This is a genomic window from Vibrio phycocola (assembly GCF_053850235.1).
In genome coordinates, this window is sequence record NZ_JBSQDJ010000009.1 from 86987 (window position 1) to 112445 (window position 25459).

At 36.7% G+C, this 25459-nt stretch carries 20 protein-coding genes; all 20 read right to left on the reverse strand.

The genetic code is table 11. From position 1 onward, the window contains the following. Positions 1-12: 12 nt before the first annotated feature. Positions 13-936 carry a glycosyltransferase gene (locus ACWU4D_RS13960; RefSeq protein WP_456052054.1) on the reverse strand — a complete coding sequence of 308 codons (924 nt, stop codon included), beginning with the start codon at positions 934-936 and terminating at the stop codon, positions 13-15. Between the two features lie 102 nt (positions 937-1038). After that, positions 1039-1959 carry a hypothetical protein gene (locus tag ACWU4D_RS13965; RefSeq protein WP_456052055.1) on the reverse strand — a complete coding sequence of 307 codons (921 nt, stop codon included), beginning with the start codon at positions 1957-1959 and terminating at the stop codon, positions 1039-1041. Positions 1960-1963: 4 nt separating this feature from the next. After that, positions 1964-2974 (reverse strand): polysaccharide pyruvyl transferase family protein, encoded by a 1011-nt coding sequence (locus ACWU4D_RS13970; protein WP_456052056.1) that lies wholly within the window; start codon positions 2972-2974, stop codon positions 1964-1966. Continuing rightward, positions 2971-3912, reverse strand: a complete 942-nt coding sequence (locus tag ACWU4D_RS13975; RefSeq protein ID WP_456052057.1) for a hypothetical protein — start codon at positions 3910-3912, stop codon at positions 2971-2973. Before ACWU4D_RS13975 ends, ACWU4D_RS13970 begins: the two co-directional genes overlap by 4 nt. A 305-nt stretch (positions 3913-4217) precedes the next feature. Beyond that, positions 4218-5228, reverse strand: a complete 1011-nt coding sequence (locus ACWU4D_RS13980) for a nitroreductase family protein (RefSeq protein ID WP_456052058.1) — start codon at positions 5226-5228, stop codon at positions 4218-4220. After that, on the reverse strand, positions 5225-5866 hold the full coding sequence (locus tag ACWU4D_RS13985) for an acyltransferase (RefSeq protein ID WP_456052059.1): 642 nt from the start codon (positions 5864-5866) through the stop codon (positions 5225-5227). Before ACWU4D_RS13985 ends, ACWU4D_RS13980 begins: the two co-directional genes overlap by 4 nt. Beyond that, positions 5863-7335 carry an oligosaccharide flippase family protein gene (locus tag ACWU4D_RS13990; RefSeq protein ID WP_456052060.1) on the reverse strand — a complete coding sequence of 491 codons (1473 nt, stop codon included), beginning with the start codon at positions 7333-7335 and terminating at the stop codon, positions 5863-5865. Before ACWU4D_RS13990 ends, ACWU4D_RS13985 begins: the two co-directional genes overlap by 4 nt. 42 nt (positions 7336-7377) lie before the next feature. Then, positions 7378-9573 (reverse strand): GumC family protein, encoded by a 2196-nt coding sequence (locus ACWU4D_RS13995; protein ID WP_456052061.1) that lies wholly within the window; start codon positions 9571-9573, stop codon positions 7378-7380. Between the two features lie 98 nt (positions 9574-9671). Beyond that, entirely contained in the window at positions 9672-10241 is a 570-nt protein-coding gene (locus ACWU4D_RS14000; RefSeq protein WP_456052062.1) for a polysaccharide biosynthesis/export family protein, read from the reverse strand. An 85-nt stretch (positions 10242-10326) separates the two neighbouring features. Next, positions 10327-11730, reverse strand: a complete 1404-nt coding sequence (locus tag ACWU4D_RS14005) for an undecaprenyl-phosphate glucose phosphotransferase (protein WP_456052063.1) — start codon at positions 11728-11730, stop codon at positions 10327-10329. A gap of 624 nt (positions 11731-12354) precedes the next feature. Beyond that, positions 12355-13446, reverse strand: a complete 1092-nt coding sequence (locus tag ACWU4D_RS14010) for a right-handed parallel beta-helix repeat-containing protein (RefSeq protein WP_456052064.1) — start codon at positions 13444-13446, stop codon at positions 12355-12357. Continuing rightward, positions 13415-14848 carry an oligosaccharide flippase family protein gene (locus ACWU4D_RS14015; RefSeq protein ID WP_456052065.1) on the reverse strand — a complete coding sequence of 478 codons (1434 nt, stop codon included), beginning with the start codon at positions 14846-14848 and terminating at the stop codon, positions 13415-13417. The genes ACWU4D_RS14010 and ACWU4D_RS14015 overlap by 32 nt, the downstream gene beginning before the upstream one ends. Positions 14849-14921: 73 nt before the next feature. Further along, entirely contained in the window at positions 14922-15917 is a 996-nt protein-coding gene (locus ACWU4D_RS14020; protein WP_456052066.1) for a glycosyltransferase, read from the reverse strand. Positions 15918-15953: 36 nt separating this feature from the next. Further along, on the reverse strand, positions 15954-17099 hold the full coding sequence (locus ACWU4D_RS14025) for a glycosyltransferase family 4 protein (protein WP_456052067.1): 1146 nt from the start codon (positions 17097-17099) through the stop codon (positions 15954-15956). Positions 17100-17238: 139 nt separating this feature from the next. Further along, entirely contained in the window at positions 17239-18519 is a 1281-nt protein-coding gene (locus tag ACWU4D_RS14030; protein ID WP_456052068.1) for an O-antigen ligase family protein, read from the reverse strand. A gap of 197 nt (positions 18520-18716) precedes the next feature. After that, entirely contained in the window at positions 18717-19604 is an 888-nt protein-coding gene (locus ACWU4D_RS14035) for a glycosyltransferase family 2 protein (RefSeq protein WP_456052069.1), read from the reverse strand. Between the two features lie 188 nt (positions 19605-19792). Further along, the gene (locus ACWU4D_RS14040) at positions 19793-21976 is read right to left on the reverse strand and encodes a GumC family protein (protein ID WP_456052070.1); all 2184 of its coding nucleotides are present in this window, start codon (positions 21974-21976) and stop codon (positions 19793-19795) included. Between the two features lie 44 nt (positions 21977-22020). Beyond that, a complete protein-coding gene (locus ACWU4D_RS14045; protein ID WP_456052071.1) occupies positions 22021-22590 on the reverse strand; it encodes a polysaccharide biosynthesis/export family protein in 570 nt (189 codons plus the stop codon). A 469-nt stretch (positions 22591-23059) separates the two neighbouring features. Beyond that, a complete protein-coding gene (locus ACWU4D_RS14050; RefSeq protein WP_456052072.1) occupies positions 23060-24208 on the reverse strand; it encodes a hypothetical protein in 1149 nt (382 codons plus the stop codon). A 469-nt stretch (positions 24209-24677) separates the two neighbouring features. After that, positions 24678-25415, reverse strand: a complete 738-nt coding sequence (locus ACWU4D_RS14055) for a WecB/TagA/CpsF family glycosyltransferase (protein WP_456052073.1) — start codon at positions 25413-25415, stop codon at positions 24678-24680. Positions 25416-25459: the final 44 nt, after the last annotated feature.

Below are 25459 nucleotides of genomic sequence, written 5' to 3' on the forward strand. Positions count from 1 at the left end.
CCTACTTTGATATCAAAGTTTTAATAATCGAGTGATTTTTGTCATCACCCTAGTATAAAGTGATAGTGGTTTTCTAAATTGCTTCAATACATTTTCATCAACCGCTATTGATGGGTCAAATACAAAATTAGTTTTACCGCTTTGATCTAGATTTGAACTAAACCTTGCTTCCATTCCTGCCGTATGTGATGCATCTACGCTAAAACCAATATTTAGGATTTTCGACTCAACAGGAAGAACGTCATAGGCTTGTTGTTTAAATTGGGCATAACAAAAACGAATCGCCCAAGAATTAATTTTACCGATTCTTTGATCATGAAGCATTTTACACATATCGCTTCCACCTCGGTTAAATGCCTTACGAGCTTTTCTATCTTTCGAGAATTGCTGGTAGTCAGAAACATCCCAATCGACGAGGTCCCAACGATCTTTCCATGTTGCCCAGCCCCACGAAGATGCCCTTAAACCAAACGCATTATCAAATTGATAACTATCTTGATATTTAATCGGAAATGAGAAACCAGATATGCTCCACACCTTTGGTGATGCTTGATAAAATGACAATGCTTGATTCATGTAGGCTAGAAAATTTTTAGATGTAATCAAATCATCTTCTAATACTATTACTTTATCATATTGTTCGACTATGTTACTAACGCCGCAAATAATAGACTTAGCAAGACCAAAATTCTCGGTTCGCTCTATAACGGTAACATTCTTAAAACCTTTTATATTCCTAATATATTGTCTAACTGAATTGACTGCCTCTTTTGCTTTTTCATTCTTTGCTGCATCTGAAAAAATAAAGAGTTCTGATTCGAGTGCTCCTGCATTATGACTAAGTGCATTTATAGTTTCTTTTGTTTCATGGAGGCGGTTATAAACAAATAGACAGATTGGGGCTAACTTCATTTTAGTTTTCATATTTATGGGCATTAGATATTAGTGAAAGTTCATGACACGTGATTAAATTCTAATTAGCAACATCCAACTTAAAAATTGCTATCAATAAAAGCAACGACTTTATATTAAGAATAATTAACGTTCGAAAATATTAATATTGAATTCACTTTTAATTAATTTAGATATGTCAGAAATTCGCTTATCATTTTGATGAGCGCCTAGATTTTTTGTATAAAGGTTGGAGTTATTTCTATTATATATATTTAAATAAAATTGAAATTTACCTGTATATGCTATTTTTCTTGAATTTAAAATAGCACAACAGTTTAACCAAATATCATCAGCATCTCGACCAGCATTCATAAACAAATCATATCTTATAGCGTACTCGTGGAGAGACCCTACAGGATATAATACCCCTCCACAACCAGTTGGCAAAAGATCGCTTCTGCTTTCGCTATTTTTAGATTTAATCATGTCCCACGACTCATATGATTGATTCTGATTAATCACAGCACACCGGTTAGCACAAATGTCATTAGGGTATTTCCTATGTGTTTTAAGTAGTGATTCAACTAAATCTGATGGATAAAAAATATCATCGTCCACGATAATAAAAGGTTTACCCTCAATTTCTTTTAATACGTAATAGTATTTTTTATAAGAGCGTAAATCACCACTTCTAATATATATTTCTAGACCTCTTTTTTTTAATTCTAACAAGTTTTTTGGCAGTTCTAACTCAGAGCTAAATTGTTCTTTTGATAGCCATAAGATAATCCTACTAGGTGATACTGTTTGCCTCATTAAAGATTCAATAACTAAGTGAGCCCGATCAATCCGAGCTGGAAAAGAAGTCAAAGATAGAATGATATCTGATTTTTTTTCCTCAGTATTATTAACATACAAAGAATATTTATTCTTTCTAAAGAAAAATACGACAGGAATAAAAACATTACTAAGTATAAATAATGTAAACCTAAAAGCTTTAGCTAAAGTAATAGATTTAATTCTAAAGCTAGAATTATATAAATTGTAAAATTTATCTGTAATCATATTATTAATCTAAGGAGTCCGTTAAAAATTGAAGTGATAATGCTCTAAGCTTATTTAGGTTTAAATCAACTTTAGAGTAGTCTATTTTTTCAAAAACTTGGTCCGAACTTAAAGCATCATCTAAATTACGATAATAACGATTGGATAAACCTAACTCAGCAAGTAGAGAGGTCATACGACCGGCTCGAGCTTCGATTGCTGGTATCGCTATAAAATTCTTTTTAAATAAGATAGAAAAAACCATACAATGAAACGAGTCTGTAATAACAAATTCAGAAGCATCAATATATGACAGCCATTTAGAGACATTTGGATAAGGTATTGAATCAATTCCTTTTCTAATTCGCACGTCATTAAGGATAACAGGCTTTAAACCTAACTTACTTCCTACTTTTTTAATATTAGAAATTTGTAATTTATCCTTATTAAAAACATAACAAGCCATACGCTGATCTAAAGTTCGTTTTTTAAACAGTTTATAATAATAAGAAGGTTCAATAAGCAGCGTAGGATCAATTACTTGTGTACTTTCTAAAGCAAATTTCTCTTGTAGAATATCTACTCCTGATTTTTCACGAATTCCAATCGTTTTAAAATGACTAAGTAATTGTTTTGAGCGTTGAGTTTGCTCCGAAAAATTCCAGTCTGACACTCCAAAACTCGCCGCATAAGCTATTCTTTGTTTGTCACCTAAAGTGCTCCCCATGAACTTTTCAAATTCGTTCTTAGTAATATCAATATTCCAAATTTGATCACTACCGAAGATAAAAGCGTCTATTTTTGCGATGTCATTCGACAGACTGGGGAGTTCTTGCTCCCTAAATTTAAAAAATGCTAATTTAGAAACAGCTAAATTTCTAAGCTTAGCCCTCAAGCCACCCATTTTTTCCGTTAGAGTTATATCGGCTAAGTAAACCTCATGTCCAAAGATTTTAAGTTGTGATGCTAACGCGTAACACTGTAATACTGCACCATAATTATTTGCGTTAAAAAAAGTTACTATTCCTAATTTCATGTAGCCGCTCTGATTTTTAAAGATTCATTAGTTAATTTATAGTGTGAAAGATTAATTAAGTATAAAGCAATACAAATGGGCCCATACATCCCAGCTCGAAATATCTCCGCGGTTGTTATAGATGATATAATGAGGTATATAAAAAAGGTCTTTAAAAACAAACTATTTTTATCAACACTAACCAAGATCCCCTTTAGAAATATAGCCAAAAAGCAAAATGTAGATAAAACCCCATAGTAAAATGAAAATCCAATTAGCCCTAAATCTGCAGCAATGAAACCAAGACTTTCAGCGCCATATCCCAAAACATAATTACCATAACCGGACCCTAAAAATGGCCGACCGTTTCCGAACACTACTGAAACCCAATTTTCATTTACATTGGTATATAAAAATTCAAATGTTAGAAAGCGTATATAATCTGCTCCCTGAGAAAGTTGCTCTTCGGTTCGTAATAATGTCTCTTCAATAAACATTTGGAAAAATTCGGTTTGAGTTACTATCAAGGCTAACAAAAATATTGGCAACATTGATATTATCAACCTGACTGATACTCCTTTGACCATAATGAAGAGTAATATAGATGATAATAAATATGTTACTGTTAAGGTTCTAAACCCAAGAATAAAAACAAAAGTAAAACTAACAAAAAATAATATTAAATTAACTTTCTTATGCTGAGATAAATATTGATTTAAGAAATAAAACCCAGATAATGTCAAAAATCCAACACCTTCTAATCTTAATCTCAAAAACCCGCGATCAAACTCTGTAGTTCTACCAAGAGGAACAATTTCATGAGGAAAAATTAACAATTGCAACGAAAAAACAATAATATATGCAAACCAAAATGCGAGCATAATCTTTATTATTTTATCTTTATCGAGACCCGAAAATAATAAAACAAAGTAAAATATAAAGAAAACAAATTCACGCATAGCTAACACAGTTAACAACGGGTTCTGTCCATGAAAAAATAAACAAGACAACGATGAAATTGCTAAAAATATATAGAATATGAATATATTCTTTGAAAATAACCACTTACTTTTAGGGATTATTGATAAATGGTCATTGCGCAAAAACCTAAGTAATACAAAGAAAACTACTGCATAAAATATGACATCTATTAAATCATATAATTTATCCGATATACTATGATACAACCCAAACATATGGATGGAACATATACCTGAAATAACAGCTAAACTCTGATATAAATTTTTTTTTCTTATTATCATTGTTAAGGAGCAACTGTAAGCGAATTTGATAGAGGGTATCTGTATGATTGTGCGATGTTTAGAGACTCAGCTACCTTGCCACCAGCTATCATAGCAACAAAGACCTCTGAGTCGGGTACATTAGTCACTCTATGCATTTTTCTATCTTTAGCTGGGTCATGTGAAGCATTTAATATACAAGCTCCTAACTCTTTAGCATGAAGTGTGTACAATAAATTCATAGCGTACATACCACCATCAACATAACCTAAGTTTCTTTCTTGTTGTTCAAAATACTTTGAAGATTCAAATGTAACGACTATTAGAAATTTAGCCAAATGACTAAAGCCTCTAGAGCCTCCCTGTAAGTCTAAAATCTTTTGAATATCCAAAGGTTTTTCATATAGATGCACTCTTACAGCCTGTCTGTTACATGCTGATGGTGCATTACGACAATGATCTAGGACACTCAGCATTAAGTCATGGTCGACTTGCTCATCAGAAAAATTTCTCACGGAAGAACGAGAATCAGAAAACTCAAAAAATGGTGCGTTTATTTTTGAAAAGTAACCTTGTTTTGTAATGTCTTCAGTATTATTTGCCTTTATGTTGTTATCTGGCATCAGACTATCAAACCTTGAAAATAGAGATAACACGCTCTTGTCGACCGCCACATCATTTTTCTCATGTAATTCTATATACTCTTGAACAACTGAATATCCATGGTTTATATGGCAATCAGAAATACCGTACCTTTCTATATAAAAAATAATATTTTCTAACAACACTACTAGTCTTGGAATGGCAAAGCCTAAATGCCGTTCTGGCATAGAAAGCCCTTTTTCTATAACATGAGTGTCCATTATTATTTTTGATATTAATTTATCTTTACTGTTATTATCAAGGCTCATTGAATATTTATAATAATTAGAAAAATCATAAAAATAGCTTTTTGATAATCTTATATATCTAACTATATGCCTAATAATAGTGTATACAGATTTTGGTACAAACTTATTAAAATAGACTTTCACATCACTCCCCACTTATCGAATTTTTTTATTTTTACAGCTGGATTTCCAGCATATATGTAGCCACTATCAGATGACTTACTTTTAAAAACCGATGATATACCTAATATAGTGTTATCACTCAAATCTGCTCCTTTTAGCACTATAGAGTTGGCTCCAATCCACACATTGGAACCAATAACTATAGGTGAGTCCATATTTGATAATTTGTCATCTATATATATACCATGTAGGTCAGAATCTAATATATTACAATTCCACCCGATAGAGGTTGATTCTCCAATAGATATCTTTTTTCCACATTGAACTCGGCAGTTTTCATTAAAAAACGTATTATCACCAATGCTTAACACTGCATTTTTTCGAACAACTACTTTAGAGCCACGGTGAATTCCGACTGATTTTCCGACATGAAGAACACTGTTTTCATGCAGATCTAAAATTGTTCCTTCAATACGGTTAAAATGTATACCTAAGTATAGTGATGAATAATTATTAGCAAATGAAATTTTTGCATCTTTCTTTAAATACAATCTACAATTCTTTCCAATTATTATTTTCCCTCGAAACTTAAAGGAATAATAAACAGACTTGATTATTGATATTTTTGGTAATATTTTAATTAAGAATCTAATATTCAAAACTTACTTCTCAACTTGTTATTTATAAATTCCATAGCGTTGATTGAATAATTATTTTTTAATGCTGAATTTACTAAGATTATTGATGAAAAAATAATAAACAACCCAAAAGTATATCTATATATATAAGAATCCAAATATACAATAAAAAATGATAATGAAAGAAAAATAACTATGTAGATAACTGTTTTAATTAGTACTGCCGAAAAAGTAAATCCAATCTCTTTTTTACAAAATATAAACATCATTACTAAATATAGAGCATATGAGATTAGATAATTAATACCTAACCCACTTTCTCCATACATTTCAACAACACCAACAACTAGTATATAATTAATGGTCGCAAATATAAATTGAGATATCATATACTGTTTTGATTTACCTTTTGCCATCAAAGCATAACCAAATGGAAAACCTAACAATCTCATAGCAACCCCTAGCATTTGCCATTGTATAATTGAGCTACCATGTACAAATTCTTCACTATACAACAGAAAAAGAAGCTCAGATGAAAATATAAAAACTCCCAAAATAATAGGAGCAGATATTAGCAATCCAAGGGTAATTTGATCATTAATTACTTTATTTACTTGATTTTTATCTTGAATTATCTGGCATAGTTTAGGAAATAAAGCTACTCCCATAGATGAAAGAATAATACCTATATACATATTCGATATTGTCCAACATGCTTGATATACTCCAAGCATCTCAACGCTAAGGCTAGTCATTAGGTATTGTCTAATCTGATACTCAATAAATGCCATATAAAGTGCTGGCAACCAAAAGCCAATGCCAATACTAAGAATGCTTTTATAGCAAGAAAATAGTTCCGACCACGTTGCTGACTGTTGCGGTATATTAAGCTTTAAATAAAAGTATAGGGCAAAGCCAAGGTTGTTCACACCGATAATGATAAAGCAATATGGCAAATACTCTAAGTTAATGAACGGTAGAGTACAGAAAACAACTAAGTTTCCAATTAACACTCCAAATAGTTGTGAGAGTGCATATTTTTTTATTTCTCTTAAACCATTAAGTAGAGATGTTGTACACAAAGCATTGCAATTAAAGACTAGATAAACCGCTATTAATATACTAACCCCGGAGCCAACAGTCGAAAAAACTTTAGCATCTAAGTAATCTGAAAAGACTGTAATGCCTAATGCAACTAATAGTGAATTAACTAGAAAACTCCAGCGAATAACTCTTATCGCTATAAGTTGCTGTCGTTGATTCTCAAAGTGCTCAGAAATAGTTTTAACGCCAGCTTTATCCATACCCATAAAACTGGCTTGTTGCATCATTTCAGAAAATGATAAAAATATTGCCCATATACCGACACCTTGTGTGCCAAAACACAACGCGATTAATTTATTTCGAATCAGTCCTGTTAGCAAACGAATTATCTGTACGCCACCAACAATACCAGTTTCTTTTATAATACTGCTATCTTTCTTTTTCATAGGAAATATACAACTAAAATACGGACATTATCATTATAGAGATTAAGGTTGGGCTTCATACTGTCCATATTCCCCATAGCCATATTCGGCACTGGCCAACTTACGACTAATCTGATTAACCACCACGCCTTGAATATTGACTTCATGCTGAATTAGCTTAGCAAAAGCTTTTTTGACAGACTCTTGTTTGGTGTCATTGGCTTTAACGACCAGCAGTGCATTTTTAGTTAGCTGACCGATAATCAATGAGTCACTGACAGGAAGTGTTGGTGGAGTATCGATAATCAGATGATCAAACTGTTGATCAAGAGTATTTAATAATTCGGCAAACTTAGGGGAGCTCAGTAACTCTTGCGGATTAGTCGTCAACATGCCAGCAGGTAAGATGGTCAAGCCTGATTTCTGATCTTTGTACAAGCAATCAGCAAGTTCCGCACCCATGAGTAAATGATTACTTAGTCCCTGTTGAAACTTCTTCAAACCAAAGCGCTCTGCCACTGAGGATTTACGTAAGTCACAGTCAATTAATACGGTATTTTCTAGGCTAGCATAGGCCATAGCAATGTTAATTGAAACCGTGGTTTTTCCTTCTGATGGTAAGGAAGAGGTAATCGACAAACGTTTATTGGTTTTATTATTAAGCATTAACGATGTGCGGATTGAACGGATTGATTCTCCAAATGCGACTTCGTGAGCTTCAAATAAAACCGTATTATCAAGGGGTTTTTTCTTAAAGCGACTGGCTTTAATACGAGGTATCGCACCAAGTGGAATCAAGCCAAAACGGTCTTCAAAATCTTTGCTCGACTCAATAGTGCTTTTCACTGCATCACCAATAAACACCAAAATAATCGCCATGCCAAAACTCAGAACGAATGCAATAACAACAATCAATCCTTTTTTAGGCGCACTTGGTGCTTGTGGAATCTCAGCTTCAGCGGCAAAGCGGGCCACCGTTGAGTTAAAGTCTTGTGTTGCGCTGGTCTCTTTTTGGCGAGTTAAAAATACATTTAAGACATCACGGTTGGTAGCGACTTCTCGCTTAAGCGATGCATAGCGGTTCTTTTTCACCGATAGCGTTTGAAACTCATCACGGCGTTGGGTAATCGTTGCTTGAAGTGATGCTTCTTGTTTACGTAACGCTTGCACTTCTTTGCTAAAGCCACTGACTAAATTGCTAATCGTTTCTGCCGCACGCTCTTCTACCGCATCTAACCTGGCTTGAGCAGCAATCATTCTGTCGTGTCGGTCTCCATAACGTTTACGCAGCTCATTGACTTCGTTTTTCGCTTCTAACTCAGCTTGACGTATTGCCACCACTTGTGGGTGAGTGGAAATCGAAGGAATCGAGGTAATTGACGCGACATCCTGAGTATTGGCATTTCTTAGTGCAGAATAGGCCGATTCTACCTCGATACGGCGATCACGGACTTCAGACAAGCTCTGAGTTAAACTGGCCAACTCTTGGCTAGCTAAGGCATCAATACCACTGTCATCGATCAATTTCTCTTTGACTAGATAATCGGATAACGCTTTCTCTGAAGCAGCTAACTGTCCTTGCAGCTCTGCCAAGCGTTCAGAAATCCAACCCGAGGCATACTTAGTGACCTCTAAACGGGCTTCGAGGTTTTGTTCGATGTAAGAACGCCCAACCTCATTGGCGATTTTAGTCGCCAACTTAGGATCTTGCGAAGTAAAACTGATTTTAACCAACTGAGTGTTTTTTATAGGGCTAATCACCAAATTATTAGTAAAATTGCCAATAATACCTTGTTTAATCGCTTCATCGATGTCTTCTTGTAATGGTTTCGGGCCATCTCGTTTAAGTAAGGAGGCAATCAATGGAATTTCTTTAATGCTGTCTTTTAATGTTTTTTCATGATTGAGGGTATGATTAAACTCAGGGTTATTCGCCAAATTGAGTTTTTCGATTACGCGCTTAGCAATCGGGATTGATTTTAAAATTTCAAATTGAGTTTGGTAGTACTCTTTTTGACTTGAATCGATGCCAACCACCTCTTGAATTGAAACTGCTTTGTTCTCTTGCGCTTCAATTAATAATGTCGCAGTAGCGGTGTACTTAGGTGTAATTTGCAACACAATCAGTATCGCCAGAACCGTCACCATAAAAGTGAATAGAATGATCTTTAACCAACTCTGTTTTAACACTTTTAGGTAGTGAGATAGATCAATGAACTCTTCCTGATCTGAATTTGAATCTTGTAATACTTGTTGCATGCAATAAACCTAATTTGTTCGTTGATCCGTTCTCATTAAATAAATGAGAATTTACCAATAGAAAATGCTAAATGAAAACCACGATAAATAACGTCGGCTTACCAAAAAGAGCTCACCACATAAATGGTATCGCCAGGGCCGACGGGATCATTTAAGTCCGATTTTTTCTTGTTATCTAACAAGTCTTCAATTTGATCTTGGGTTAAACCTTGCGTTTCATTTGCTTTGGTTAAGTAAATACCCTTAGTCTTACGGTATTTCGCTAAAAAGCCACCGGCGAGTGCAATCGCTTTTTGTACCGTTAAATCGGGTTGGTATTCATAACCACCGGGGTTATTCACAACGCCATTAATATAGACATTGCGATATTTAACAATGTTAACCGTGACTTTTGGATCCATCAGGTAGTTACCATCCAAACCTGCTGCAATGGCTTCTTGCAATGCTTTAGGCGATTTACCTTTAAGATCGATGACACCCACATATGGATAATCGAGAGCTTCACCACTGTCGATAAGGTACTGGTCGAATGAGAGTTCTTCTTCTCCGTAAACTGAGATTCGAATCGTATCCCCTGCACCCAACGTATATGCTGCCTGCGCAGAGCTTATAAAGAAACAACAGGCACTTAACACCAACAGTGCGCATTTCATTATTTTGTTCAACATCATCTACCCTTTTATGTGTGTACATCTATTAGAAAGCTATAAGAAAAAGTGCTATGTAAAAGCTTTATGTGAAAACAGCGTACGGTTAATACGCTGTTTTACCTACAAACCCTTTAAATGCGGTCAAGAATATTATTTTTATATCGAGCCATAGGCTCCAATTCTGGATATAAACTAAATCGAATTCAACTCGCTTTTCCATTTTATCCAGTGTTTCTGTTTCGCCACGTAAACCATTCACTTGTGCCCACCCGGTAATACCCGGTTTGACATGGTGACGCAGCATGTATTTGTTTATTAGGCTACGGTACTCTTCATTATGTGCCACCGCATGTGGACGAGGCCCCACGATGGACATTTGCCCAGTGATAACATTAATAAACTGTGGTAATTCGTCTAACGAGGTGCGACGAATAAACGCGCCAAACTTAGTGATACGTGGGTCACCTTTGGTTGCCTGCTTCACCACTGCGCCGTTATCCATCGCTTTCATTGAGCGGAACTTCCACACCAGAATCGGTTTACCGTCTAGGCCGTACCGTTCTTGCTTAAAGATAATCGGCCCAGGAGACGAGAGTTTTACGCCAATCGCCACCGCGCAAAGCACTGGACTTATCAAAATCGTTATTATGGATGCAAATACGACATCTTCAATCCGCTTCACTATCGAGGTTAATCCATAGAAAGGAGAATCGTAGACTGAAAGTGTCACCATATTGCCGACGTTCTTGAGGCGCGATTGCATGAGGTCGAATGTGAAGAAATCGGGAACAACATGAACTCGGGCATTGGCATCGGCGAACGCATTTAAAATCTGTTTAATTCGCTTAGAGGCTTCCATTGGCAGTGCTATGTATACCTCTTGCACTGAATGGCTTTTGGCTAATTCTAAGGCATCATCAATCCGACCGAGAATTGGCGCAGGCAAGCCAACTAAACCAATTCGATCTACGCCGCGATCGTCATAAAACCCAACCAATGCCTCACTCTGGCGACCACGCTGCTTAAGTTCTTGAGCAAGCTGAATTCCAGAACGTGTCGCACCTATGACAATGACTTTACGCTTGCCCATTTCAGCTGGAAACAGGAGGCGAACCACATAGACAAATGCGAAACGCCAGCCGATAAGCAAGAGTGGTGTGAAAATAAACCAAGATCCCATCACCACACGCGAATAATCTTCAGAGATTTTTAAAAAGAAGCTTACGCCTAACGTGATCGCCATGCACACCGTCCAGGAAGCAAGGATGGCAATAAATATGTCACGTAGGGTAGAAAATCGGAAGGTTAAATAGACGCCTGCTATCTCAGCGACCAAATAAAATAACACCACCACGGCTGCCAGTGTTAATTCATAAATGATGTCGAACGAACCAAGATAATAAATGGACAGTCCATAGAAAAGAGAGGTAATAATCGTGAGGTCAAAAATCTTGAAGGCTACTGCGGATTCTTCGCCCTGATATTTAATACGACTTCCATGTTTCATAACTGTGGAATTTACCTATTTTTTATATATTTTTATGAATTGAGCTGTGAGTTTTTCATGAATTAAGCTGTGAATTAAGTACGCTACCGCCCTTAGGTTATAGCTCCCCACTTGCTCAATCTAACCAACCATTTTACCGTTAAGATTGTCTCAATCGGTAGACGTATACACTTGTTTTCAATACTTATTTATTCTTATTATGAGCTTTTTTCTATCTCATCAACGTTCTAACTAGCACGTCGATACTGTATTATTTCGAGCGTTTTTTGCCACAGATCACTTAATCTAGTCCATTTATATATCAAAAATTAGACATACGACTATTATTCACTTGTTAGTCGGTCAACACAACGAGAAATAGAATGACTAATGACAACATTATTCACTCATCTCAGGTTTAAGACACTCTGTTTCAATATGTCACATTGATTAACATGGCACATAAAAACCCACACCAATATTTATCTGAGTTATATTAGTGTGTTGTTTTAAACATATTTCTGTTAAATCAGAGTGGTAAATTTAAATGAAGCGAAGAGAACCGCTAGAATTGCTTATTTATTATTAGTACTATCAATTGCAAATAGAACTCACTTCAGAATCAACGTTATTTGGAAATAAGCCTTAGTTGTAAACTACGTTGGCTGCTTCGTTCATGTTTTCCATGCCACCATTGGCGCATTTCTCGACTACTTTGTCACCAGAAGTAATGATATTGTTGTTTTCAACCGTCACAGTATTCGCATTTCGATTAACAAATGTTGTGTATACACAGACGCCAATGAAGTTATCACTTTTCTCAATGAGGACATTATCTTTAATCACCACGTTTCCATGACCAACGGCAATACCGTTTGCTCGATAACCGTTGATATTTGTCACACCTGAAATGTTATTGTGCTCAATTCTAACGTTAGAATCTTCACCGTATCTCGCCGCAGTCGCAACAGTGATCGCCCCATTAAAGTGAAGCTGAGTATCGGTAATGGTATTCGACTTAATTAGGACATTTTTGGCGTTAATTTTTACGTCGATCGCTTCATTGCCCGAATTGAAAATGTGGTTACCAACAACTTCAATATCGTAGAGCTCTTCGTTATAGTTATCTCTACCATCACCAAGATAAATACCCTCTCCATATTGAGAGTTTTTCTTACCGATATTGCTGATGACATTATTGCGAACAACAAAATTTGATAGTGGCTGTTGAGAGATTTCTGACTTGATGACGATACCTTCTTGGCCGATATCGTAAATGTTATTACCGGTGAAAGTCATATCCGATGAACCCGTGGAATATATCCCGTACAAGCCACCCGTGATTTTCAAACCCGATACCACAATATTCTTCGAATTTTTGATAGCAACGCCCGTCCCAGAATAGTTGTGGCTAAGAATCACAACCTCTTCACCTGGTACTGAACGTATCGTTATATAATCCGATCCGCCATCAATGTCACTGATACCAAATGCGGAATAAATCCCTTGCTTAAAACAAATGGTGTCGCCCGATACGCTATTTTGCAACGCCTTTTCAATGTCGAAAAAGAGATCATCTTCAGCTGGTTCTTCATCAGAATCTACCGAAGAAACCCCATTAGTAACATAAATGGAGCAGGCCTCGGCATCGCGGTGTGGCCAAGAAAACAACAATACTGTAAAGACTAAACTGGCTATAAATGCTTTACTTCCAATAAAACTTTTGAAGTAACACATAACATACTCCTGTAAACACCAAACTCATCCCTGATAGTACACATAGATAGATAAACGCATCTAAATAAACCAGTCCATCTTTGACCAGTGTAGTTGCATTAAAAAACAACAGATTTAGATATGAAACTAAAATTAGAACAAAAATAAGCAATAGGTTCGTACGTGACAAACTTTTGAATATACGTTTGTGCATAAGCCAGAAGCATTGAATGAAATTGATCACGTAGCCGGCTACCAATAACTTACATAACAAAACTAAATCGGTTAATAAAACGCCCGAAATGATCATCGCTACGTTAACAATTGAGCTAAATACCCCACAGTAGAACTGCAACTTGGATGCACCCACTGCTTGATAAATCCCACCTGTCGAGCTCAACACCATTTGTAATGGAATACTTACTGAGAAAATCGCTAAGTAGACGCCTGCTTCTGCCCATTGAGAACCAAACATAATAAAGACGATCTCTTCACTGCCCCAGAATAAAACTGATGATACGAAGATCCCTAACATCGCGAGTTTAAACGCTATCGGGTAATACTCTTTCTCGATCACATCGGGCTGATCTTTATATTTGGTTAAGACCGGTTGCAATGCAGGTGTTATTGCGAAGGTAAACAATTGAAGTGGGTAACGCATCACTTGATACGACTTCTCATAAAAACCGACCGTTGCCACACCAAAATACTTGGTGATCAACAAGGTATCTAAGTTTCTTGAAAAGTAGTTCAAAACGTTAAATAGAACTTGGAATTTAGCGAAAGCATAGAGAGAGGAAATAGCGGAGACGTTGCGCCCAAAACTGGCGCGTCCAATTTCAGTATCGGCTGATTGCAGATAGTAAAATACAAATCTAAACACCGGCACGAAGAGTAACTTACTTGCCAATGCTTCAACACCGTAACCAAAGTAAAACAGTATTAGGGTAATCCCCAATGAAATTAACTCTGCATAGACTTCAGCTCGCGCCAAAATCATAAACTTGGCGTCTTTTTGCAACGATGCCATTGGTAGCATTGACAGTGCTGAGAACAACACATTAATTGCCAATACCCATGAGAGTACTTCAACGTACTCCAACCCTAACCAAACGACTAAATATGGCGTCGCGAATAGAAAGACGATTGAGCAAACAATTCCGATCAACAATGTTGCCGAAAAAATCCCATTTCGTTCTTCAGTCGTTAGAGTACCTTTATATACGACCGCAGGCGCTAAACCTGAGTTTGCGATCAATTGGAAGAAAAGTATGAAAACTTGAAATGCCGCTACAACACCAAACATTTCAGGCGTAAACAAGCGAGATAATATGGCTAATGATACGATTTGGAATATATAGAGAAAATACTTTCCAAGCAGGCTCGATAAAATGGCTTTATTCAGCTCTTTTTTAATTTTCACAACTTTCCCTTGTCGTCACTGCACATTAAAAAAGGGCGGCATAGTACCACCCTAAAAGAAAGAAATATACCATCTAGCTTGTTAGAATGTCCTTGAATTTAAGGGCAAAATCTTGGTTTATGATGTCACGTTCTTCATCATAAATGCGATACTGACACAGTTCTTCATAAGTAATGTCGGTAAACTCATCCTCAGGGAAAATAACATCAAAGTTTACATTGCGGATTTCGTTAGCAATTTGCAATTGATGATCATCTGAAAACTCGTTGTGCTCTGCCACTCTTGGGAAGAACATCGTCTTCTTACTGTAAGAGAGTACTAGGTGAATACTACCAATACCACAATGACTGACCACTAATGACGCATCTTTGACAATACCACCGACTTGGTCTCGAGGTAAAAGATCATAAACCTCATAGTTTGCAGGAGGATTTGTCAGCGTTGATTTCCCAGTTTGAATGATCCATTTAACGCGTTCGTCTTGATAGATACTCAGTTTGGAGATCCTTTCAAGAAGACGATCAAATTTATAGTCATTTGTTCCAAGGGTCACAAATACCGTTGGCGTATCCGTCGTATGGTATGACGCACTTTCATCAACATTTTCATTCAATATATCAAAACATTTTCCGATATATTTGAGGTTCTTTTCCTTTGCCATCGCTTCCCACTGGCAATACATGTCATCAGCCAGCTTATGTTTGTGAATAAATGAAGCTGTATTAGATAACTCTTGAACCCGAGACAAGGTATCGAGATAAACAAAGTTAGTACGCAATATTCTTGATGCAACACCGAACCCTAGTGCAATCGGCCCACCGGTTGAAATAATACTTTTTGGTTTATATTTCAGTATGTAATACATAGCAATGAAAACATTCAGAAAGTGATAAAAGTAGTTAAACTGGGTATCAATAATCCCAAGTATTTTCTTAACTCTATGGTCAGAAAAGTCCTTAGAGTTAGTACACAAAATGACTTTTTCACACTGACTGATTGCACATAATGCTTGAGTTAAATGTCCCCCAGCAGACGCAATAAGCAGGATATTGTTATTCGACTTATTCATTTCACTTCCTCTATGTTTACGCTACTTATAACCCTATTAGTCATATATTTTACCTTTATAGACATCGACGATGTTTTCTTTATAAAAGCCATCAAAATAACCTTGACTGGCTAGCTGCTCTATATTGTTAGAATATTCATTAAATTGAGATTCGAGTTCGGTGATGGCTTTACTGATTGTTACGCGATCAACCGATTCTAAACGAGTACCAATTGAAACCGATGGATCATCGAAATAGCCGTCAATCCCAGTCCCTTTAACATAGACTATCGGAGTATTAACCAACAAGGATTCAACATACACCATGCCAAAAGTCTCAGCCTCTGACGGTAAAATAAGTGCTTTACTGTATTTAACAAGTTCCACCACTTCCGCTTGGCTGACTTGCCCTTTAAAAAAGATTCTGTCCTCAATACCAAGATCCGTTACGAGAGACTGCAATAACGCTTTAACCGCATCATCACCTCCGCCAACAACATCTAAATTAACGTCGACACCTTGGTTTTTTAAATCTGTAATGGATTCTAATAATGGTACGATGCCTTTGCGCTTATACTGCTTAAACCCAAATACGGTAATGTAATTTTTCTTCTCTGTGGCGCTGACCTTTTCACTGTCGTACGCTGAGTAACACATATTAGGGAAGTTAACCTGATCATTACGCTCACAGCCTAACGCGCGCTCTAATGGCTCTTTCGCCCATGGGCTTACAAAGAACAGCGATGAGGCCGACATATAAATCTTCTTAAAAAACCCACGGCAATCAGGCAACCGTTCGATATTTCTTAAATCTGATCCCCCCCTCACTGAAACAAGATTAGCGACCTTAAGTTTCTGTGACAGATAAAACCCAAACACCCCTTCCGTCGTGAGCTTATGTGAGTGAACCACATCAATGTTAATCCCACGCTTGATTAAAATGCGACAAATGAAGTAGCTCCATATCGCTATCGTAAATCGATGAATAAAAGGTTTGGGAATGCTCCAGTAAACAATTGATAGACCTGCATCAAAATCCTGGATAGAACACTTGAAGGGATTGGAAGTGCGATTAACTGAGAGAACATAGTGCTCAATCTTATCGTCTGACTGTTTGCACTCTCGAATTAAATTAAAAACAGCGTTGGTATATGGATAATGTCTTCCATCTGGAAAGTCTTGATGTATATGTAAAATTTTCAACTTAAATTCCTATTCATACACAATTAACTCTGAGTTAAAAGCAAACGCACATCTATTTATATAGTGGCATTAACACACCAACTCCTCGCCCGTACATCTCATCACAATTGAGAGTACCTTAAAGGAGTTGGAAGTTTTGCTACTGTTGCGGTGAAGTATTTTCAACTTCTTTCGTATTATTTTCTAAGAAACTAATCGATAGCATAAACAAAATCATAATCCACACTAGGTGTGAATCTCGAACGAAACTTGATTCCGTTACATTGTGTATAACACAAAAGAAGAACGTATTGATAAGAAACGTATTTTTAATACTCATTAGCTCTTTCCACAGTGACATCATCATCGTTAAGACGACAACCAAACCGACAGTCCCTAACTGAACTAAAGTATCGATATAGCCATTGTGTGATTGGTTAATAAACTGCAAGAAGCTGTATTGAATATTAAACATATCCGGAATAACACCGGTTCCCCAAAATGCAGCAAAACCGACACCAAGGAAAGGATTTTGGTTAACTTGCTCGATAGATAGCTGCCAAATTTGTCCTCGGCCAGTTAAGTCAATGGTGCCAAAGAAACTACCGTAAACATCAAAAAAGTCTACGCTACTGTAAAAATAGGTAACTAGAGGGACGATAAAAAATATACCTAGAACAGTGAATAAGAATGTTCTAGTGGTCAAGCTTATTAGTAGATGGTTTCTAGAGATCGCATTATAGGCAAAAATCATCCCCATCAAAGAGATACTGGTTTTAGATTGAGTTAATAGGAGGATAAGAAGCCAAAGCGCTAGCATCTTACCGCTATGTCGTTTATTTAAACCGACAAAGTAATAAGAAATTGAACAACCAAAAAACGCCACCAATCCTAAATAGTTCTTTGCAGTGTAAAAGGCACTCATCTCCCCACCTACATCAAAAGCGTAGCCTGGGAAAACAATGGTAAATAAACAGATATATGCCGCTAAAGCCACAAAGTAAATATAAATAGTTTCCATTACTCGCTTTGTGCTTCCGAGTAGCATGACCGACGAATAGATAACAATGACCAACATTGTCTGAAATATCGCTCGTTTGGCGGTCAACATGATAAAGTCTGACCAAATCATGCTCGCAAACATCAAAGAAAATAATGACAACAGCAGAATTGTTGACCTATTAACACTCTTTACTTCTGCCCTATCGCTGTGTGTGCCCCACATATAAATAGAAAAGAATAGTAACAAAATCATGTAGACTTGCTTCACTAGAGCGCCACTGCCTTGCGACTCTGTGATTGCAGATAAATCCAACTCCATAAGCGTGTTTTTTACACTTAAACTTGGATTCAGTACATCAGTCACAAATATCAGCAACAACAGCAAAGGAAGAGACTTTGCAAATTCGTGTGTTTTTTCTTTACTAAAACTTATAATCATCAAAAAACATCTCGTCTTTGTAATTGATACATACTATCTTCATCTTTCTTTTCAATGAAATGCTTGGGTAAGGCACTCACTGTCGTACGATTCAATGGTTTGAGTTATAACCACTTTATAGCAATGTCTATGCTTATTTGTTCTAATCTATTTCTCTGTTCGACGTTTTAATTAAAGACGAACCATTCAAAAACAAACTAATAAATATCTTTAACTTCTTTATTAAATAAATAGTTTAGCTTACCCAACTTATCATACATCTGTAATAATTTTTTGTAGTAGCTTGCTTTTCCCTTTAATGCGAAAAAAGGAATGGATATTGTTGTCACGATTAACTTTGCTAACACATCAAAGAAATATTTAATCGTATCTAAGTTTGAATAATCGTTTGTTCTATATTTAGTATAAGTACAGCCAATTCGATATTTTCTTGCTTTTAGAAATTCGATATTCAATCGATTGTGTTCTATATATTCACTTACTTTTGCTTCTTTACAATAAACAATCTTAGCACCGTTTAAATGAAGACGATTAAAGAACTCTGAATCCTCACCACCCGACAGCCCATAAGATAAGTCAAATCGTTGATCATTAATTGCGCTTCTTTTTACTAGCGTCGAATTTGCAGCGCAAGTTGATAATACCTTTCCGGTTTCATGGATTGTACGTTCGAAGAAACCACCTTCGATAATCCATTCCGGTGTTTCAGGGTAGTACAATGACACCACTTGTCCCCAAGCGATATCAGCATCATGATCGGTCGCTGTTTGCAGTAAATTCACAAGCCATTCAGAGTCTGCAACTTCATCATCATCCAAAAATGCGACCCATTCACCATTCGCATTTTCTATACATTGATTTCGAGCAAAAGAGATATTTCGTTTGCCGGCAAACGAGTAATTCACTGGGAGGGTTGAGTGCGCAGAAAATTCTTCAACAATCGCTTTACCAAACTGATTCGGATCATTATCAACGATCACAATCTCGATCTCTGCATTTTCAGGAACCGTCAAAGCATCAAGACTTTCCAATGTATCCTTTAAATGTTCTCGCTTGTAAGTACATGCACATACAGATATCAACACGACTTTGGCTCCTTTAACCTTAAGCAAAGCTTCTCACCAACCGAATCACCACGTTTACCCAAATAAGCTAGACGTTGTGGCTCTACAACTATTGGTGGCTATATAACGTTTGCCACCTTACTCCCGTAAGAAAGTAAGGTGGCTCTACACATTCATTTTAGCTCAAAAAAGCCAAAAGTTTATGTTACTTAACCTTGCTGTGCACCATATTGCCCGTAGCCATACTCTAGGTTAGCTTGCTGCTGACTAATTTGGTTAATCACCACACCTGCAATTTTCACTTCATGTTGCAGTAACTTGCTAAAGGTTTTCTTAACCGCGTCTTGTTTGGTCTCATTCGCTTTCACAACCACAAGCGCATTCTTAGTCAACTGACCAATTATCAATGAGTCACTCACCGGTAAGCTTGGTGGGGTATCAATTACGATTCGGTCGAATTGGGTTTCAAGGGTATCCAATAGCTCGGCAAACTTATCAGAGCTTAAGAGCTCTTGAGGAGTCGAAGCTAACATACCTGCGGGTAATATCGTTAATCCAGATTGCTCATCTTTGTATAAACAATCCGCTAAATCCATTCCCATCATCAGGTGATTGCTCAAACCTTGTTGGTACTTATTCAAACCAAAGCGCTCTGCGACTGACGATTTACGTAAATCACAATCAATCAATACGGTTTTTTCCAACTTGGCAAACGCCATCGCAACATTAATCGATACGGTTGTTTTCCCTTCTGACGGCAGTGAAGATGTTACAGCCAAACGCTTATCTCCATTACTATTCAGAATCAATGAGGTACGTACTGAGCGAATAGACTCACTAAAGGATAGCTCGGAATTATCAAACAACACGCTATTATCCAGTGGCTTTTTCTTAAAGCGTTTTGATTCGATACTCGGTATTCCACCTAATGGTATAAGACCAAATCGGTCTTCGAAGTCCTTGGCTGACTCAATCGTATTCTTGACAATATCGCTAAGCAGAACAAGCACAATCGCTAGCCCAAAACTCGCAATAAATGCTAGAACAACAATGAGTTTTTTCTTTGGATACGCTGGAAGTTGAGGCACCATCGCTTTATCGGTAAAACGTGCATTCGACGCTTTAAAATCCTGAGTCGCGCTGGTTTCTTTCTGACGCGTTAAGAAGACATTTAATACATCTCGGTTGGTTTCAACATCACGCTTTAACGATTCATAACGAGTCTTCTTCACCGATAAACCTTGGAACTCATCACGACGTGTATTGATCGTTGATTGAATTAAAGATTCTTGTCTACGTAATGCTTGGACTTCTTTAGCAAAACCAGTAATTAATTGCCCTACAGTTTTTTCTGCACGCGCTTCAACAGCATCGAGACGTGCGATAGCTGCAATCATTCTGTCGTGTTTTGCACCATAACGCTTTTTCAACTCATTCACTTCGTTTTGAGCTTCAAGTTCAGCCGCTCGAATCGCAATAACTTGTGGGTGATTTGAGATAGCTGGAATCGATGAAATTGCAGCAATATCGCTCGCACTGGTGGATTTCAATGCTGAATACGCAGACGACACTTCAATACGACGATCACGCACTTCTAGCAAACGCTCCGTTAAGCTCGCAAGCTCTTTACTGGCTAAAGAGTCGATTCCGCTATCATCGATCAGTTTTTCTTGTACTAGATAGTCTGACAGAGCTTTCTCAGAGGCCATTAGCGTCTCTTGTAAGCCTGTTAATCGACTGTTTATCCAGTTAGTGGTGTAAGTCGTTAGCTCTAATCGCGCATCGAGGTTCTGTTCGATATAAGCTATACCGACGGCATTCGCTACTTCAGCTGCCAGTACAGGATCTTCCGAGGTAAAGCTAATATTCACCAACTGAGTATTCTTTACCGGGTCGATCACTAACTTTTGATGAAACACACCTAACACCTTTTGGTGTATTGCTTCATCAATCGCTTCTTGTGATCGCTCATCCACTTCTTTGGTAAATAATGAGGACAATATAGGCAATGATTTTATACTACTCATTATCCCCCCTTCCTCACCAAGTGTAGGATTAAACTCCAGCAGATCTTCTAAGTTCAATGTATCAATCACACGACTTGCAATCTGATTCGACTTTAAGATTTCAAACTGAGTTTGATAGTACTCTTTTTGAGTAGAATCGATGCCAGGTATACTTTGGATCGAAACAGCTTGAGCTTCTTGGGCTTCAATCAATAGCGTCGCAGTTGCGGTATATTTAGGTGCAATTTGAACTAACACCAATATGCTAAGGATTGTCACTAATGAGGAAAAAAGTAAAATCTTAAACCAATTCTGCCTCAACACTTTTAAATAGCGCGAAAGGTCAATGATATAATGGGTGTTCGAATCTTGAAGTACGTGTTGCATGCGTTAAACCTAATTTGTAATGTGATTCAGTAACAAAAATGTTTTTACCAAAAAGAACTCACCACGTAAATGGTATCGCCAGGTCCGACTGGGTCGTTTAAATCTGACCTTTTCTTATTGTCTAGCAAATCTTCTATTTCATCTTGAGTTAGGCCTTTGATTTCATCCGCTTTGGTCAAATAAATACCTTTTGTCTTACGATATTTTGCTAAAAAACCGCCAGCTAATGCAATGGCCTTCTGCACGGTTAAATCTGGTTGGTACTCATAGCCACCAGGTTGATTAACCACACCATTAATATAAATATTACGATATTTCACAATATTTACTGTTACTTTAGGATCGGTAAGGTATCCACCTTTTAACCCAGCAGCAATTGCGCCTTGTACATTTTTTGGGGTTTTGTCTTTCAGTTCAATGACACCGACATAAGGGTAATCAAGAGTCTCACTACTATCGATTAAGTACTCATCAAAAGACAGCTCTTCCTCTCCATATACCGAAATACGAATCGTATCTCCGGCCCCTAATGTATAGGCAGCCTGAACAGAAGAGACAAATAAACACCCTACTCCCAACACGATCATTACATGCTTAAATATTTTGTACAACATCATATACCCTATGTATTTAACTCTTGCTATGAGTGAGAAAGCGAACAATTTCACGTCAATTTACTAACAAAATTTTGCCCACTAACACTAATAACAACAGTCCCAAAACAAAAAAAGATACTACTTAAGGCAAGGTACGTCTTAAAAAGTTCAGCATATACAAAGGTGATAGGCTGGACATACTCACAAGATAAAATAGTTAGACTATGAATATATTGTTACATTACTTGCAGTTACATCAATAAACTCTATGTCAATATTTATCAATTTTATGTAACTTAATAAGTCAAAAAAAATGACAGATTTGACAATAAGTAATCGTTCAGCTGGTAAGGGATTGTGGTAGTTTCTATGTGCAGTTTGGTGGCATAAGTAAAAACAGCCTTGCTCCAGTTATAGAGCAGGGCTGAAAGTATGTTTAAAATCAGCTTGAAACGCCCTCAATTAATAAAGAGGGATCGTTTCAATATTAACTATTTTCTAACACGTTTGATTCAATGGATTTCCATGCTTTAACCGCAAGGCTATCTGGTATCTCAATGTCATCAAATGTAATTTGTTGTCCAGCTTTAATCTCTCGTTTAATAGTCACATCTGCCATTAAACCAATCGGAACATGTCCTGGGTTTTCAGCGATTTTAACCACGATACCCCTAACATCAAAGCTGCCGATGCCTTTTTTAATTTGGTCACCCGGTTTTAAATCTCGTTTTGCAATCGTAGTAGTACTTAAGGTCGGCGTTTTACTATTATCAAGTAATACACCACCGCCGTTGAGTACTCTATCTACGGTTTTAAACATTTCCATATGACATAGATGATAAGGTCGGTCTAACACATAATATGGCCCATCACCCATTTTGTAATAACTTAGACTCGCCTGCTGGTGTGAACTGTGTTCACAAGCGATAAATACGCCAGGTTTCAATGTGCGAGACAATAGATAATCTGTGATCGGTTGACCGAGCTTCTTCGCTTCTTCAGCTAAAAACTTGCCACCCTCTAAAGTGTCATCATAAGAAGGGCCTAACAAATCATCTTTGGCAATAGTACATCCATACATGTTACCGACTAACGTTTGTTCCAATTGAACTTTTGTACCATCGGTAAAAGAGGTCACCATATCCAAACTAATACCGGACTTTTTACCCCAGTAGGTCATATCTTCTAACGTTGGATTGTGATTTAAAAACCCTTTGATATTCGAATACGCAACAGGCTTGAAGCCCATTGAAACAGCTTCTTCATGCAGTATTGCTAAAGCACCTGGTTGGTCACCTTCAGCTTCGGTCACTAACCCTTTATCAATGAAGTACGAACCAACGGTCACGTGGAATTCGGTATTCATAGTGACGACAGGAATCGCTGCTTTAAGAATTCTATCGATAGTACTGCAGGCGTAAATCGCATCACCACTGCATTCAACAACCAGATCTGAGTTTTGAATAACCTCATCCAAGTCATCAGTAATATTAGGAAGAAAGTTATTCAACTCTTCTCGTTGACTGACATCACTTCTCGTCAGGATTTTACCTAGTTCATGTCTTGGATGGTCTATCAATAGATTTATAAACCCTCTAGCTATAAATCCGGTACCAATTACACTTATTTTCGCCATTTAACTTTTCTCCATCCTAAGTACACTTATTGGTTGCAACTATGTTAACTATAAAAAGTTATTGTTCTGAACTTAGCCGTACCAACACTCCCAATTTACATAAAAAGGGACGTACCATCTGCCAAACTAACGCTTAATAGTACAAGTTTAAATCAACTACTAGCCTATAATTATTTGCGGTGATTCTATAGTAGAACAGTATTGCTAAGAACTGCCACAAGCAGAAATATCAAACCATTCTCATATAATAGACATAATATATTGGAATCAAAAACCATCATAATTCTAAACAAATGAATTATAGTCCATTTACAAACTATTAATGTTTTATTAATGAAATAATTAACATTATTGACATACCTAAATGCCACTAATTTTATATGCAATCAAATTTAAGAAAGCCTATTTAACTTAATAATCAGAATAAATTCAAAATGTATGATGAATAATTAGTTTTCAATATTTCTAATCAACCAAAAAATGCTCGCTTAAAAAATAAGGCGCTACCTAGCAAATAGCGTTTCCATAGTCTTTTGGGTTCCAGCATTAAACGATACAACCACTCACATCTTAAGTCTCTCAAGAGTTTTGGCGCTCGTTTAATCATTCCAGAATGGAAATCAAAAAAAGCTCCCACACCAATCGCCACTCTTACATTTGTTGGATTACAGTGCTGTGCTATCCATTTTTCTTGAATTGGATTACCAAAAGCAACCAATAGAATATCAATTGAGCTATTTTTCAAATGAGTACTGATTACCATCTCATCATGAGATCTATCATAACCATTTAAGTAACCAACAAAGTTTAAGTGAGGGTGTTCTCGCTTCAGTCGCTCAAAACATACCGACACACTTTCTTCTTTCGCCCCATAGAGAAAGACATTACCGCGCTTCATATTTTTTAAGATTAAAGGAAGTAAATCCGTACCATTTAAGTTCTCTGGAAACACTTCACCATATTTTACTTTTGATACGACATCGACCCCGGCACCATCATTCAGTAAATGAAAGTTTTTCAGCGCCCTTTTTAATTCAATGTCCTCATAAACCATATTAAGTAGATTCGCATTAGCAAAAGCTAACTTAAGGTGTGATTTTTTATCTATTGCATCGTTGATCTCATCAAATATCTGCTGGGATACTTTAACGTCTATCTCAGTACCAAGAATATACCTAGATTTTTGTTCTAGAATATTTTTATCCACGATTTATATTCTTCTGATTAATGCTCTTGAGAGATGAATAAATT